15 protein-coding genes are annotated in these 14132 nt (G+C 69.1%); 4 read left to right on the plus strand and 11 right to left on the minus strand.

The window, feature by feature from the left end:
* The first annotated feature begins 78 nt into the window (after positions 1-78).
* Both ACCC97_RS23210 and ACCC97_RS23215 read left to right on the plus strand, forming a co-directional pair.
* The gene (locus ACCC97_RS23210; protein WP_413335273.1) at positions 79-909 is read left to right on the plus strand and encodes an isocitrate lyase/PEP mutase family protein; all 831 of its coding nucleotides are present in this window, start codon (positions 79-81) and stop codon (positions 907-909) included.
* 5 nt (positions 910-914) lie between these two features.
* Entirely contained in the window at positions 915-1550 is a 636-nt protein-coding gene (locus tag ACCC97_RS23215; RefSeq protein WP_007832582.1) for a uracil-DNA glycosylase family protein, read from the plus strand.
* On the opposite strand, the gene ACCC97_RS23220 is transcribed toward ACCC97_RS23215, so the two are convergent.
* The 7 genes from ACCC97_RS23220 to ACCC97_RS23250 form a co-directional block, all read right to left on the minus strand.
* Positions 1496-3172 (minus strand): amidohydrolase, encoded by a 1677-nt coding sequence (locus ACCC97_RS23220; RefSeq protein ID WP_413335276.1) that lies wholly within the window; start codon positions 3170-3172, stop codon positions 1496-1498. The two genes, ACCC97_RS23215 and ACCC97_RS23220, sit on opposite strands and share 55 nt — an antisense overlap.
* 1 nt (position 3173) lies before the next feature.
* A complete protein-coding gene (locus ACCC97_RS23225) occupies positions 3174-4163 on the minus strand; it encodes a tripartite tricarboxylate transporter substrate binding protein (protein WP_413335278.1) in 990 nt (329 codons plus the stop codon).
* A gap of 59 nt (positions 4164-4222) precedes the next feature.
* Positions 4223-4579: a cupin domain-containing protein gene (locus tag ACCC97_RS23230; protein ID WP_007832571.1), complete on the minus strand. Its 357-nt coding sequence runs from the start codon at positions 4577-4579 to the stop codon at positions 4223-4225.
* Positions 4580-4597: 18 nt separating this feature from the next.
* Positions 4598-5605 (minus strand): quinone oxidoreductase family protein, encoded by a 1008-nt coding sequence (locus ACCC97_RS23235; protein WP_007832570.1) that lies wholly within the window; start codon positions 5603-5605, stop codon positions 4598-4600.
* 330 nt (positions 5606-5935) lie between these two features.
* Positions 5936-6826: a 3-keto-5-aminohexanoate cleavage protein gene (locus ACCC97_RS23240; RefSeq protein ID WP_007838705.1), complete on the minus strand. Its 891-nt coding sequence runs from the start codon at positions 6824-6826 to the stop codon at positions 5936-5938.
* Positions 6823-7587, minus strand: coding sequence for an SDR family NAD(P)-dependent oxidoreductase (locus tag ACCC97_RS23245; protein WP_007838703.1), 765 nt, complete (start codon positions 7585-7587; stop codon positions 6823-6825). The genes ACCC97_RS23240 and ACCC97_RS23245 overlap by 4 nt, the downstream gene beginning before the upstream one ends.
* A 136-nt stretch (positions 7588-7723) precedes the next feature.
* Complete coding sequence (locus ACCC97_RS23250; RefSeq protein WP_007837932.1) at positions 7724-8590, minus strand: dioxygenase; 867 nt, start codon at positions 8588-8590, stop codon at positions 7724-7726.
* 133 nt (positions 8591-8723) lie between these two features.
* On the opposite strand from ACCC97_RS23250, the gene ACCC97_RS23255 reads away from it, so the two are divergent.
* Positions 8724-9758: a LacI family DNA-binding transcriptional regulator gene (locus ACCC97_RS23255; protein WP_007837931.1), complete on the plus strand. Its 1035-nt coding sequence runs from the start codon at positions 8724-8726 to the stop codon at positions 9756-9758.
* Between the two features lie 12 nt (positions 9759-9770).
* On the opposite strand, the gene ACCC97_RS23260 is transcribed toward ACCC97_RS23255, so the two are convergent.
* The 3 genes from ACCC97_RS23260 to ACCC97_RS23270 are packed head-to-tail and all read right to left on the minus strand — an operon-like array spanning position 9771 to position 12022.
* Positions 9771-10112, minus strand: coding sequence for a hypothetical protein (locus ACCC97_RS23260; protein WP_413335281.1), 342 nt, complete (start codon positions 10110-10112; stop codon positions 9771-9773).
* A gap of 16 nt (positions 10113-10128) precedes the next feature.
* The gene (locus ACCC97_RS23265) at positions 10129-11796 is read right to left on the minus strand and encodes a hypothetical protein (protein ID WP_413335283.1); all 1668 of its coding nucleotides are present in this window, start codon (positions 11794-11796) and stop codon (positions 10129-10131) included.
* A 31-nt stretch (positions 11797-11827) separates the two neighbouring features.
* A complete protein-coding gene (locus tag ACCC97_RS23270; protein ID WP_007837912.1) occupies positions 11828-12022 on the minus strand; it encodes a DUF1127 domain-containing protein in 195 nt (64 codons plus the stop codon).
* A gap of 100 nt (positions 12023-12122) precedes the next feature.
* Here ACCC97_RS23270 and ACCC97_RS23275 point away from each other — a divergent pair, with 100 nt between their 5' ends.
* Positions 12123-13016, plus strand: coding sequence for a LysR family transcriptional regulator (locus ACCC97_RS23275; protein WP_413335285.1), 894 nt, complete (start codon positions 12123-12125; stop codon positions 13014-13016).
* Between the two features lie 7 nt (positions 13017-13023).
* Here ACCC97_RS23275 and ACCC97_RS23280 read toward each other — a convergent pair whose 3' ends face one another.
* Positions 13024-14061 (minus strand): aliphatic amidase, encoded by a 1038-nt coding sequence (locus tag ACCC97_RS23280; protein WP_007837909.1) that lies wholly within the window; start codon positions 14059-14061, stop codon positions 13024-13026.
* Positions 14062-14132: the final 71 nt, after the last annotated feature.

Consider the following 14132-nt stretch of genomic DNA (forward strand, 5'->3'; position numbering starts at 1 on the left):
AACGTCGTGACGTGCGGACAGGGCCGCGTCAGAATGCGGAGCTCGCCGTCGCGCATACCCAAAGAAAGCCAGGCTCCCATGACCCGCACCATCGCCCAGAAACGCGCCGACTTCCGCGCCCTTCACGAACGAGGCTGCTTCGTCATTCCGAACCCCTGGGACACGGGCAGCGCGCGCTACCTCGAAGGCCTGGGCTTCAAGGCACTGGCCACCACCAGTTCCGGTTTCGCGTGGTCGCAGGGCCATGCCGACGGTGCGATGTCGCGCGAATCGATCCTTGCTCATCTGCGTGAGCTGGTGGATGCCACCGACTTGCCCGTGAACGCCGACTTCGAGAACGGGTTTGCCGTCGACGCGCAAGGCGTGGCCGAGAGCGTGCGCCTGGCCATCGAGACCGGCGTGGCGGGCCTGTCGATCGAGGACTCGACCGGCAACGCGGCCGATCCGCTCTTTGCCATCGACGGGGCGGTCGAGCGCATGCGCGCCGCGCGCCAGGCCATCGACGCCTCGGGCGCCGACGTGCTGCTGGTGGGCCGCGCCGAGAACTTCTTTGTCGGCCGGCCCGACCTCGACGACGCCGTCGCGCGGCTCAAGGCCTACGCGAACGCGGGCGCCGACTGCCTCTACGCGCCCGGCATCAAGACCCGCGAGCAGATCGCGGCGGTGGTCGCTGCCGTGGCGCCCAAGCCGGTCAACCTGCTGGTCGGCGGGGCCAGCGAACTGCGCATGGTGGACATCGCCGAACTGGGCGTGCGCCGCGTCAGCGTGGGCGGCGGCATGGCGCGCGCGGCCTGGGGCGGCTTCATGCGCGCCGCGCGCACGCTCGCGGACGAGGGCCGCTTCGACGGTTTCGCGGATGCTGCGGCGGGAAGCGAACTCAACGCCTTCTTCCGTCCGTTCGCCGGCTGAGGCCCGTGGACGCGCTGCTCGCCGAGATCCGCAGCTGCCGCGTCTGCGCCGAACACCTGCCGTTGGGGCCGCGTCCCGTTGTGCAGGCCAGTGCCGGCGCTCGGCTGCTGATCGTCGGGCAGGCGCCCAGCCTCACCGTTCACAAGACCGGCGTGCCGTGGGACGACAAGAGCGGTGAGCAACTGCGCCGCTGGCTCGGCGTCGACCGCGCCACTTTCTACGACGCGGCACGCATCGCGCTCATGCCGATGGGCTACTGCTACCCCGGCCGCGGCAACAGCGGCGACCTGCCGCCGCGCAAGGAATGCGCGCCGCTGTGGCAAGACAGGCTGCTCGCGCAGATGCCGCGCATCGAGCTGACATTGCTCATCGGCCAGTACGCGCAGCGCCACTTCCTGGGCAAGACTGCGCGCGCCAACGTGACCGAGACGGTCGAGGCCTTTGCCGACTACGCACCGCGCTTCATTCCGCTGCCGCATCCGTCGCCGCGCAACACGGGCTGGTTCAAGCACCACCCGTGGTTCGAGAGCGAGGTGCTGCCGGTGCTGCGCGAGCGCGTGCGGCACGCGTTGGGGCCCGTCTTGTCTTATGGCGCCGTGGCCGCCGAAGTGCCCGCCGCCTCGAAAGGCCGCGCGGCGTAGACCACACGCCCGCCTACCACCGTCATCAGCGACACCGTCTTGCCGATGCGCTCCAGCGGCACGGTGAAGAAGTCCTGGTCGAGCACAGCGAAGTCCGCGAGCTTGCCGACCTCCAGCGTGCCGCGCCTGCCCTCGTCGAAGCTGAACCACGCGCTGCCCGCCGTGTAGAGCCGCAGCGCCTGCTCGCGAGTGGGTGTCTCGTCGGGCCCGCGCATCATCTTGCCGCTCACCGTCTTGCCGTCGAGCATCCACTGCAGCGCGACGAAGGGGTTGTACGAGGCCACGCGATGCGCATCGGTGCCAGCGCCCACGTTCACGCCGGTGCGCAGGGCCGTGCCGATGGGCGGCATGCGCCTTGCCGCGTCGCCGCGCACGGCGAGCACGCGGTCGCCCTGGAAGTACATCGCGTCCTGCATGGTCCAGCCGATGCCCAGCGCCTTCATGCGCGCGAGCGTCTCGGGCGAAGCATCGTCCAGGTGCGCGATGGACCAGCGCAGGCCATTGATCGGCACCTCGGCGTTCAGCTTTTCGTACAGCCCGAGCAGATGATCGGCCGAGCCGTTCTCCTGCCAATGGATGGTGACCGCGAGCTTCTTCGTGGCCGCCCACCTGATGAGCTCGTAGAACTTCGCCTTCACCGCTTCGTCGGGGAAGTTGTTGTTGTACATCGCGAGCGTCACGCGCTCGCCCAGGCCGTTGAACTTCAGCATGTCGTCGCCGAAGCCCATCGGCAGCATCTGCGTGAGGTCGCGAAACTCCTGCAGCTCGGCGCCGGGCTTCTGCGCGAACACGCTGTAGGCCACGCGCAGCGTCAGCGCTTTCTCGCGCCACAGCTCGAACAGCGCCGCGTACTGCGAGGGCGCAATGCTGAAGCCGCCCGGGTCCACCAGGCCGGTGATGCCGAGCCGGTTCAGCTCGGTGAAGAAGGCGCGCGTGCCCGCTACGTTGTCGTCGTAGGTCGGCTTGGGCAGCTTGTCGAACAGGGCCGAGATGCCGACGATGTCGCCGGTCATCCAGCCCGGCGCACCGTCGGGCGAGGGCTTCATGCCCGCAGGCAGGGTGCCGGCGGGAACGCCGAGTGCCTCGAGCGCCTTGGGCGTCATCACCACCGCTTCGTAGAAGAGCTGCACGTACACCGGGTGGTCCGGCGCGGCCTCCTGCAGCTCGGCCATCGTCGGACGCCGGCGCTCGGCGAACTGCTGCTCGGTCCAGCCGCCTGCAACGATCAGCCAGCCGCCGGGGCGGGCATTGGCAGCGGCGGTGCGGATGCGCGCCATGGCTTCGGCGATGGTGCCTGCGCCGATCCAGTTGACTTCGGTCGAATAGCTCAACGCCGCGCGCACCGCGTGCATGTGCGAGTCGATGAGACCGGGAATGACGGTGCGTCCGCCCGCATCGACGGCGCGTGTCGCGGAGCCCGAGAGTGCGCGCATCTGCGCGGCATTGCCGACGGCCACGATGCGGCCGTCGCGCACGGCGAGTGCTTGCGCGGTGGTGCCGGCGGCATCGAGCGTGGCGATCTTCGCGTTGATGACGACGAGGTCGGCCGGCTGCGCCTGCGCGGCGCCGGGCATGAGAAAGCCGGCGACGAGGGCTGCCGCCGTGAAGAGCGTGCGGGTCATGTCAGTCGACCTTGATGCTCGCGGCCTTGACCACCTGCTGGGCCTTGCCGGTCTCGTCCACGAGGAACTTGTTGAACTGCGCCGAAGGCATGGTGAACGGCTCGGCACCGAGCTTCTCCAGCCGTTCCTTCAGCTCGGGCGACACCATGATCTTCGCGACCTCGGCCTGCAGCCGGTCGACCACCGGCTGCGGCGTCTTCGCGGGCGCGAACAGGCCGACCCAGAACAGGTACTCCGAGCCCGGCACGCCGGCCTCTGCGGTGGTCGGCGCATCGGGCAGCGCCGACGAGCGCTTGCCTGTGCCCACGGCCAGCGCCTGCAGCCTGCCGGTCTTGATGAGCGGCAGGGCGGACACCATCGGCGCGAAGAACCAGTCGACGCGCCCGGCCATCACCTCGGTCATGGCCTCGGGCGTGCCACGGAACGGCACGTGCTGCGCGTCGATGCCGGCCGCGAGGCGGAACACCTCGGCGTTCATGTGCGTGGCCGAGCCGTTGCCCGCCGAGCCGTAGTTGAAGCCGCCGGGCTTGGCCTTGGCCTTCGCGACGAGGTCCTGCACGTTCGCGAAATGCGAGGGCGCGGTGACCAGCACGTTGGGCAGGCTGGCCATCGGCGTGATGCCGGTGAAGTCCTTGATCGTGTCGTACGACAGGCCCTTGTAGATCCACGGGTTCACGAGGTGGCCGGCCGAATGCACCAGCAGCGTGTAGCCATCGGCCGGCGACTTGGCCGCAATGGCCGCGCCCAGCGTGCCTCCGGCACCGGGCTTGTTGTCGACGATCACGCTGGTGCCCAGTGCGGGCCCGAGCTTCTCGGCCACAAGGCGCGCGACGATGTCGGTGCCGCTGCCTGCGGTGAAGGGCACGACCAGCTTGATCGGCTGCGTGCCCGGCCACGGGCCCTGTGCGTGGGCGCCGGTCAGCGCGCAGGCGGCCAAGGCTGCTGCCGCCGCCAGTGTCTGCCTGCGGCTCCATGAGGATGTCTTCTTCATGCGTCTTGTCTCCGTTGAATTGTTCGATGAGCGATGAATGACCGAAAGAGGGGAGGCCGCTACGCCGGTGGCGCGTTCGGCATCACCAGCGCGACCAGCACCGGCCGGTTGCTCCGGTTCTCCAGCTGGCGCTTTTCACCGGGCGCGAAGCGGCAGCTGTCGTAGGGCTCGAGCACGTCTTCCTGGTGTGCGCCGTCGATCTCGCCGACCACGTGCAGCTGGCCTTCGAGCACGAGATACAGCTTTTCCATCGGCGAGCCGTCGAGACCGGTGTGGCCGCCTGGAAGGATCTGGCTCACGCCCATCCACATCTGCGTGGACGGCCCGGCCTCTTTGCCTTGCAGCCGCAGGCAGCGCATGTCGAAATGGTTGGGCGCCTCGTAGTGCGGCGCTTCGTTGAAACGGGTCACGTGCATGGTCGGGTGCTCCAGGGTTCAGGGTCGCAGCACGACGCGGTCGGTGCTGCCCGAGAGCACCAGCCGGTAGGCGTCGATCGCTTCGTCGAGCGTGAAGCTGCGTGCGACGGGAAAGGGCTTCAGCGTGCCGCGCTCGAAGCCTTCGCGCATGGCGTCGAGCTGCGCGGTGCTGGCGATGCAGTCCATCGCCAGCGAGTCGATGCCCACATAGGTGTGCATGCCCCGGTAGAACGCGAAGATGTCGAAGGGCACCGCGCGCTCGTGCGTGGCGATGAAGATCTGCGTCGCACCCTTGGCCATCGCCTTGTTGGCGGCCTCGAAGTAGGCGCTGCCGACGGTGTTGTAGACGATGTGCGCACCGCGCCCGTCGGTGAGTTCGCGCACCTGAGCGCCCACGTCGGCGTGGTGGCGCGCATCGATCACGTCCACCGGTCCGCTGGCAAAGCCCTCGAAGGGACCGGCATGCCGCTGTACCGCGATCACGCGTGCGCCGGCCTGCGAGGCCAGCTGCACCGCAGCCTGCCCGACTTTGCCGTTGGCGCCGAGCACCAGCACTGTCTGGCCCGCCTGCGGCATGCCGCTGCGGCGAAAGCCTTCGTAAGCGGTGACGAAGGGCACGCCCACCGCGCCGGCTTCGTCCATCGAGATGCCTTGGGGCTTGGCGCGCAGCGCCTGCTCGGGCAGCACGAGGTAGCGCGCATGCGAGCCGTCGCGTGTGATGCCGATGTCACCACCGGAGCCGTAGACCTCGCGGCCGATCCATTCGGATGGTCCGCTCACGACTGTGCCTGCGAAGTCGCGCCCCGGAGTGCGGGGCCACACGGCCTGCGGCATGAGGCCCAGCGTTGCTTTTACGTCGCTCGGGTTCACTGCGGCGGCGGCGATGCGTACCACGGCATGGCCGGACGGCGGGGCGGGTTCTGCCTGTGGCGAGGCGTGTAGTCGCAGCGCGTCGAGGTTGGCGGCTTTCTCGTTCACGCGCAATGCGCGGGAGGTGTGGGTCGTGTGCATGGCCGCGACGTTCATTTTTGGCTTCCTGCTTGCTGTGTTTGGGATTGCTTGTGTTCGGGGCGCGTGCACAGGCCACCGGGTACTCCCCTCCGCGAATGTCCCCCGGCTTCGCCTCCTCCTTTATTTCGCTGCGGGGAGCACCCGGTGCCCTGTGCACGGTGGGCGCTGCGCTTATACGAGCCGATCAACGACCGCGTCCATCGATCACGCTGGCGGGGTGCCTTGCGCAGCGAAATAAAGGAGGAGGCCGAAGGCCGGGGGACATTCGCGGAGCAAGGTACCCCGTCGGCGTGATCGCGCCCCGAACGACGCCGCGCACAACAAGGAGAGATGCGGGAGTCCACGCTAGCCCCTCGCATCCGGCAACCCCAGCATCGCGCGTGCCTCACGCGGATTCGCAACTTCACCGCCCAGGCTCACGAGGATGTCGCGTGCCTTCGCCACGAGCTGGGCGTTGCTCTCGGCGAGCACGCCCTTCTCCAGGTAGATGTTGTCCTCCATGCCCACGCGCACATGGCCGCCCAGCAGCCATGCCTGCGCGACGATCGGGAACTCCATGCGCCCGATGCCGAAGGCGCTCCAGAAGGCGCCGCGCGGCAGCATGTTGCGCGCATAGAGCAGCGTCTCGGGCGTGGGCGCGAAGCCGTACTTCACGCCGAGCACGAAGGTCCACATGGCCGGGCCGTCGAGCGTGCCGTCGGCGATCAGGTCGAGCGCGAGGTTGATGTCGCCGGAGTCGAAGATCTCCAGCTCGGGCTTCACGCCGGCCTCGCGCATCACCTTCGCCATGCGCCGCACGTTCTTCGGCGTGTTGATGACCACGTCGGGCCCCGAGTTCATGGTGTTGAGGTCGAGCGAGCACACGTCGGGCCTGATGAGCGCAATGTGTTCCACGCGCTTCTCGGGCGGCAGCAGCGTGGTGCCCGGTGCGGCGATCTTCGGATCGTCCTCGCTCGGAATGAAGCGCCCGCCCGGCCCGGTCGTGAGGTTGACGATCAGCTCGCGGTTCTCGCGGCGGATGCGCTCGACCACCTCGCGGTACAGCTCGACCTCCATCGAGGGCTTGCCGGTTTCGGGATGGCGCACGTGGATGTGCACCTGCGCCGCGCCGGCCTCGGCCGCGGCGAGGCACTCGTCGGCGATCTGCACCGGCGTGATCGGCAGGTGCGGCGTCTGCTCCGGCTTCACGAGGTTGCCCGTGACCGCGCAGGTGATGAGTGTCTTGGCGGTGCTCACAGGTGGCGCCCTCCGTCGACCACGATGCGCGTGCCGGTCACGAAGCGCAGCGTGGTGGCCAGCGCTTCGACCGTGGCAGCCACGTCGTCGGGCAAGCCGATGCGGCCCAGTGGTGTGGTGCTGGCCATCTTGTTCGCGAATTCCGCGCCGCGCCCGGGCACGAAACCCGATTCGACCGCGCCCGGCGACACCGACACCACGCGCACCGACGGCGCGAGTGCCTTGGCCAGCGCGTCGCCCACCACGTCGAGCCCGGCCTTGGCGGCCACGTAGGCGAGGTTGCTGCCCACGCCCGTGAAACCCGCGATGGAAGAGATGTTGGCCACCAGCCCGTCGCCGCTGGCCTTCAGCATCGGCGCAAAGGCACGGATGGTGGCGAACACACCGCGAAAGTTGGCGCGCACGATGTCGTCGATGAGCTCGTCGGTCAGCGCGTCGAGGTCGGCGGCCGGCACCGGTTGCGTGTGGCCCGCGCTGTTGACGAGGATGTCGCAGCGCCCGAGCGTGGCCTTCACCTCGGCCGCCGCGGCCACGAGGCTGGGCGTGTCGACGATGTCGGCGCGGATCGCGGCATGGCGCTGGCCGCTGACCGAGGGCAGGGCGGCCACGCGCGCCGCCGCATCGTCGCCCTTGCGGTGCAGCAGCACGCAGGTGGCGCCGAGCGCGGCCAGGCGCGTGGCCGTGGCATAGCCGATGGCGCCAAGGCCGCCGGTGATGACGGCGACCTTGCCGTCGAGTCTGGAGACTGGGTCGAAGCTCATGGATGTGAAAGGAGTGGATGAGTCGGTACGGAGTCTTTTCGCGGAACACCGCGGAACCGGCTTTGCCGGGCCGCAGGTGTTGCCCCCTCGAAGGGGGTTGGCGAAGCGACACGAAGTGCGCGCAGCCTGGGGGTGGTCAAGGTATAGGAGGGCGGGGGAACTTCATCTCGCCCGGTTCGAGTTCGAAGTCGTGGTGGAGTGACGCGCTCTTGCCGTCGGGGGCCAGTGCGAAGCGGCCGATGAGGCGGCGCGTCACGCCGAAGGTCGGGTCGCTTTCCAGGTTCTCGTCGTCGTCGGCGAAGACCTGCGTGATCAGCACCTTGTGGCCCGGCTTGCTCACCATGAAGTGCAGGTGCGCGGGCCGGTTCGGGTGGCGCACCTGCGCGCGCAGCAGCACGCCGCAGGGGCCGTCGGTCGGCACCGGGTAGCCGGCGGGACGCACGCTGCGGAAATGGAAGCGGCCCTCGGCGTCGGTGGAAAAGCGCCCGCGCAGGTTCATGTTCTCCTGCGACGGGTCCTGGTTTTCGTAGAGGCCGATGGGCGAGGCCTGCCACACGTCGACCGTGGCGCCGGCCACCGGCTGGCCCCTGCCGTCGCGCACCGTGCCCGTCACTTCGAGCGGAATGCCCGGCGTGCCCGAGCGCGCGATGCTCTCGCCCAGTGCGCAGTCCGGCGAGTTCGCGCGCCAGAACGGCCCGAGCAGCGCGGCCGGCGATTCGCCATGCGGGTCCTGGTTGTTCTGCAGCGCGACCACGGTCGATACACCTAGGATGTCCGCCGCCAGCACCACCTCGTTCTTGGTCTCGCCCGTGGCATGGCCGATGGCGACGATGAATTCGAGTGCCTGCTCGAACTCTTCTTCCGTCAGCTTCACTTCCTGCACCAGGGCATGCAGGTGGCGCGTGACGGCTTCCATCACGGTGCGCAACCGCGGGTCGGGCGTGCGTTTCATGGCATCGAGCGTGAAGCCCAGCACCGATTCGGGGGAGGTGGCGATGTTCATGGTGGATTAGTGCAATCGTTTGCACGATATTAGTCCAGATCGCTGAAAAGTAAAATGCCCCCGTTCAGCAGGTCGGGAATACCAGAACGCCCCGTGCACCCCTGACCGGCACGACAACCGTTTGCATCAATCCATGAGTACCAGCCCAACTTCCACGCCCGTGACCATCCGCGACGTCGCCCGCGCCGCCGGCGTGCACGTGTCGACCGTCTCCCGCGCGCTCAGCCCCGAGAAGCGCTCGCTGATCAGCGACGAGGTGCTGCGCGTGGTCGAGGAGGCGGCGCAGCGCCTGGGCTACCGGCCCAACCGCGCGGCCTCGGCGCTGCGAACGGGCCGCACCCACACCATCGGCGTGCTGGTGCCGGACATCACCAACGCGGTGTTCCCGCCCATCCTGCAGGGCATCGAGGCCAGCGCCGCGGCGCGCGGGTACTTCGTGTTCGTCACCAACGTCGTGGATCCCGCGCTCGCAAGGCCCGTGCTGGAGCGCATGCTGGCGCAGCGGGTGGACGGGGTGGTCATGGCCACCGCCACGCGCGACGACCCGCTGATCGAGTTCGTCACCCAGGCCGGCATGACCGCGGTGCTGGTCAACCGGGCCGACGAGACCGGCCGCCTGCCCGCGGTGGTCAGCGATGACCGGCTGGCGATGAAGCTCGCGGTCGATCACCTCGTGGGTCTGGGCCACAAGCGCATCGCGCACCTCGCGGGCCCGCAGAACATTCCCACTGGCGTGGGCCGTCGGCTGGGCGTGGAGCAGGCCTTGAGGGACCACCGCATGAAGCCCTTCCGCGTGGTCGAGTGCGCGAGCTACAGCCGCGAAGCCGGCGCGGTGGCGATGAAGCAGATGCTCGAAGCCGGCGCCGCCCCGCAGGCCGTGGTGTGCTGCAACGACCTCGTGGCACTGGGCGCCTACGACGCGCTGCGCGAAGCCGGCCTGCGCGTACCCAAGGACATTTCCATCACCGGCCACAACGACATGCCGCTGGTCGACATGGTCGACCCGCCGCTCACCACCATCCGCCTGCCGCACCGCGAGCTGGGCTGGCGCGCGGCCGAGATGCTGTTCGACGAGATCGACGGCCGTTCGATGTCGGCGTCGACCGTGGTGCTGCGGCCGGAGCTGGTGGTGCGCAAGTCGACTGCCAAGCCGTCCGCCGCGCGCTGAGCGCGGCAGGACTTATTTCATCCGCCACCACAGGGCCGCGATGTCGTCGCTCAGGCCCGCGAGCAGAAGCGCCACGGCGACCAGCGCGACGATCGCCTTCGCGCGTCGCGGCAGACCTTCGTTCGGCGCGAAGTCTTCGGCGCGGCCGCTGAAATGCACGCCGCAATGGGGACAGCGCAGCGCGTAGCCGAAGATGGGCTCCTTGCAACGGATGCAGGGCACTTCGTCCGGCCCCGGCTTCGCCGATGCGTCGGCGCCGTGCGATGCCTGCGCTGCTGCGCGCAGCTTCTGCTGCCGCGCGCGGCGTTCGCGGTGGGCGGCCAGGTCGATGGGGTCGTTGGAGTTCTCGGGCATGCTGCTGAAAACCAGTCTAGCTTGCGCGCGACGCGGCCTTCTTCCGCGCCGCCGGCCGACGTGGCGGCTTCGCCTCCAGCACCAGTTCTGCCGGCAGCGCGTCGTTCCACGATTCGGTGAAGTAGGCGCGGTCGCTCGGCACCAGCTGCGGCAGCGCTTCGCGCAGCGAGGCCAGCGACTGCTCCGCCGCTTTCAGGTCGCCCGCGTGCGCCGCGTACCAGGCGTGCTCGAACAGCAGGCTGCAGTGCTGCAGGCCCGGGTAGCGGCGCTGCCCGGCCCGGTGATCGGCCAGCCGCGCCTGCGCCACCTGCACCCAGTGCGCCGGCCAATTCGCGGCGTCGAAAGCGTCGGCCAGCGGACCGGCCAGCACCGAGACCGCGGCCGGGTCCAGCGGCTTCTGCGCGCGGAACTGCGCGAGCGTGGGCCGGGTCTCCGGCCTGCAGTGGCCGCGCGCGATGCGCATCAGGTAGATCGCGTTCCACGCCGAGCGGCCCTGCCCGTCGGCGTGGCTGCAGAGCCATTCGCTGAAGGCGATCCACTGCACGGCGCGGCGGGTGGTGTCGGCTTTGCCGTCGTGGGCGAGCGCGGGCAGGTCGGACAGTCCCACGCGGTCGAACAGCCATGCGGCCATGCCCATGTTGGCGGCCACGTGCTGTGCCGCGTCGAAGGAGTGCGACTCGAAGGCGGCCGCCAACGCCTCGCCGAAACGGCGCAGCGATTCCTCGGCGAGCGCGGCGGCTGCGGGCATGTCGTCGGCCGACAGCGCCAGCGCGCGCGAGCGGCACACCAGCGCCCAGAGGTTGCACCACTCGAAGCGCACGTCGGGGTGGTGCCGCAGCACCAGCGCGCGAGCCGCGTCTTCGGCCATACCGCCCAGCAGCGACTGCGCCAGCGGCAGGTCGCGCGCGGTGTAGGCACACCACGCCGAGACGATGCACTCCATCGCGCCGAGGTAGTCGTTGCCCGCCACGTGGTGCGCGAGCCGCTGCTTCTTGAGCGCCTGCAGCCGGCGCCGCGCCTGCTCGTTGTCGCCGAGGCGGCGCCACAGCATGGCCTCGTTGAGCGTGACCAGGGCGCGCTGGAAGTCGGTGGCGGCCAGCGTGCCGGCGAGGCGGATCGATTCGAGGGCGCTCCCGCCCGTGTTCTCGCCCGCCACGGGCGCCATCAGCCGGCCCTGCCGCGCCGCCTGCTGCGACGCGACCAGCTGCTTCCAGAAAGCCGCGTCCTGCAGGTGCACGGCATCAGGCGGCGGCGAGCCGGCGGCGGCCTGTGTTCCGCGCGAACGCAGCCCGAGGAACGACGCCACCTCGGCCGTCGTGGCCGCGCGGCCTTCGACCAGCACGCGCACGCGCTTCGCCTCGGCGGCCGGCAGCCAGAACGGGCCCTGGCTGCGCCGTTCTGCATTGAGGAAGCGGGGCTCGCGCTGCGTGTCCTCGCCCCAGCCGACCTCGATATGCCAGGCCTTGAAGTCGCGGAACGCGCGGCTCACGACCATGCGCAGCGTGCTTGCGTCGGACACCTCGCCGCGCAGGTCCGCCAGCCGCACGATGCCGGCGCCGGCATCGTGGGCATGCCGCATGCGCACCAGCAGCCAGAGCGACTGAAAGGCCGCGCGTCGGCCATTGACCGACTGCGGCGAAGTGAGTTCGATGTAAAGGAGAGCGGGAAGGACTGGCTTGGGCACGGCCCCGATTTGAACCTCAAATCCGGCGGTGTCAGTAACGGTCGCGGTCCAGCAGCTGCGGCACTTCGCTGCGCCCGATGCCCAGGTCGCGCAGCTCGTGATCGCTCATGTGCGAAAGCTGCGACGCATCGGCGCGCATGCGGCGGCGATCCATCACGCGGCGGTGCCAGCCGCGCAGGGCATGGATCAGGCGTTGATGGAAGGACGATGGCTTTGGCGCGGTCACGATGGGCTCCTTGGTTGGGAGCGCTCATCTTCAGGCGACGCATGCTATTGTGGAAGTTGAGATTCCTGACACTTGCCATCACTTTTCCTGATGTGAACCGATGCGACAACTCAACCTCGACCAGCTGCGCACCCTCATCGCTATCGTCGACCTTGGCACGTTCTCGGCGGCGGCCAGGGCGCTGCACCTCGCGCAGCCCACGGTGAGCCTGCACATCAGCGAACTCGAATCGCGCCTCGGCGCACCGCTGGTGGTGCGCGGCAACCGGCGCATCACGCCGACGGCGGCGGGCGCCGCGCTGGTGGAGCGCGGGCGCAAGCTGCTGCGCGACACCGACGACGCGATCGAGACCGTCAAGCGCCAGGCCGAAGGGCGCGTGGGCCGCGTGCGGCTGGGCACCTCGACCGGCGTGCTGGTCGACCTGCTGCCACAGGTGCTGGAGGCACTGGGCGCGGAGCATTCGGGCATCGACGTCGAGGTGAGCATCCGCGGCTCCTACGAGGCCATGGAGCGGCTGGCGGCGGGCACGCTCGACATCGGCCTGGTCGCCATTCCGCAGCCGCCGCTGCGCGGCATCGTCGTTACGCCATGGTGCAAGCAGCCCATGATGGCTTTCGTGCCGCGCCGCTGGAAGGCGCCGAGGCGCGTCACGCCGGCCTGGCTGGCGGCACAGCCGCTGATCTTCAACGAAGCGACCACGCACATGTACCGCCTCACGATGGAGTGGTTCGCCGCCGCCGGCTTCGCGCCGCGCGCGCGCATCGAGCTCAACTACGACGCCGCCATGCGCAGCCTCGTGGCCGCCGGCTACGGTGCCTCGCTGCTGCCGCTGCAGCAGTCGACCGACACGGTGTCCGGCAACGACCGCATGCAGATCCTGCCGGTGAGCCCGAAGCTCACGCGCTGCGTGGGCATCGCGCACCGCCAGCATGCGCTGCTCGACGGTGCGACGCTGAGCGTGCTCGAGGTGCTGAAGACCTTCAGTCAGGCCTGAGCCATGTTCATCGGCCTTGCGCCGGCCCGTTCGGAATACCCTCGATGGGGCACTCCGGCGTGCCCGCCGTGCTGCGCGTGAGCGCTTCCACCATCTCGCGCGTTCCTTCGGGGTCGTTGATCCACTTCGCGTAGAAGTCGTAGGGGCAGGCCGCCAGCCCCTTGTCGCCGTCGCCCGAGTTGATGGTGCCGGTATAGCCGCGGTGCAGCAGCTTGAACAGATGGTTCTGCGACTGACCGTTCCTGCGCGCGTCGCGGATCAGGCTCATCGACAGTTCGGCGTAGTTGATGCCCATCTCCTCCTCGCCGCACTCGCCCAGCGTGCGGCCGTCGAAGCCGATCAGCGCCGAGTGGCCGAAGTACGAGTACACACCGTCGAAGCCCGCCGCGTTGGCCACCGCCACGTAGGTGTTGTTCATGAAGGCCATGGCCTTCGACACCAGGATCTGCTGCTCCTTGGACGGGTACATGTAGCCCTGGCACCGCACGACGAGCTCGGCGCCGCGCATCGTGCAGTCGCGCCAGATCTCGGGGTAGTTGCCGTCGTCGCAGATGATCAGGCTGATCTTCATGCCCTTGGGGCCCTCGCTCACGTAGGTGCGGTCGCCCGGATACCAGCCCTCGATGGGCACCCACGGCATGATCTTGCGGTACTTCTGGACGATCTCGCCCTGGTTGTTCATGAGGATCAGCGTGTTGTAGGGCGCCTTGTCCGGATGCTCCTCGTGGCGCTCGCCGGTCAGCGAGAACACGCCCCACACGTTGGCGCGGCGGCAGGCGTCGGCGAAGATCGCGGTCTCCTCGCCCGGCACGGTGGCGGCCGTGTCGTACATCTCCTTCTCGTCGTACATGATCCCGTGCGTCGAGTACTCCGGGAAGATCACCAGGTCCATGCCCGGCAGGCCCTTCTTCATGCCGACCAGCATCTCGCCGATCTTGCGGGCGTTGTCCAGCACCTCGGCCCTGGTGTGCAGGCGGGGCATCTTGTAGTTGACGACCGCGACGCCCACGCAATCGCTGCTGCTCGAAATATCACCGTGTCTCATGACGCTGCTCCTGAAGGATGGTTGAGAAAGAAAAACAGGAAAGCCCGGATCGGCGTTCAACCGATCCGGGC

It is taken from the genome of Variovorax sp. Varisp85 (assembly GCF_047304045.1).
GTDB lineage: Bacteria > Pseudomonadota > Gammaproteobacteria > Burkholderiales > Burkholderiaceae_C > Variovorax.

Coding starts and splice junctions, on each gene's coding strand:
- ACCC97_RS23210 (WP_413335273.1), top strand. CDS start 79: ATGACCCGCACCATCGCCCAGAAACGCGCCGACTTCCGCGCCCTTCAC.
- ACCC97_RS23220 (WP_413335276.1), bottom strand. CDS start 3,172: ATGACCCGCACGCTCTTCACGGCGGCAGCCCTCGTCGCCGGCTTTCTC.
- ACCC97_RS23225 (WP_413335278.1), bottom strand. CDS start 4,163: ATGAAGAAGACATCCTCATGGAGCCGCAGGCAGACACTGGCGGCGGCA.
- ACCC97_RS23230 (WP_007832571.1), bottom strand. CDS start 4,579: ATGCACGTGACCCGTTTCAACGAAGCGCCGCACTACGAGGCGCCCAAC.
- ACCC97_RS23235 (WP_007832570.1), bottom strand. CDS start 5,605: ATGAACGTCGCGGCCATGCACACGACCCACACCTCCCGCGCATTGCGC.
- ACCC97_RS23245 (WP_007838703.1), bottom strand. CDS start 7,587: ATGAGCTTCGACCCAGTCTCCAGACTCGACGGCAAGGTCGCCGTCATC.
- ACCC97_RS23250 (WP_007837932.1), bottom strand. CDS start 8,590: ATGAACATCGCCACCTCCCCCGAATCGGTGCTGGGCTTCACGCTCGAT.
- ACCC97_RS23255 (WP_007837931.1), top strand. CDS start 8,724: ATGAGTACCAGCCCAACTTCCACGCCCGTGACCATCCGCGACGTCGCC.
- ACCC97_RS23260 (WP_413335281.1), bottom strand. CDS start 10,112: ATGCCCGAGAACTCCAACGACCCCATCGACCTGGCCGCCCACCGCGAA.
- ACCC97_RS23275 (WP_413335285.1), top strand. CDS start 12,123: ATGCGACAACTCAACCTCGACCAGCTGCGCACCCTCATCGCTATCGTC.
- ACCC97_RS23280 (WP_007837909.1), bottom strand. CDS start 14,061: ATGAGACACGGTGATATTTCGAGCAGCAGCGATTGCGTGGGCGTCGCG.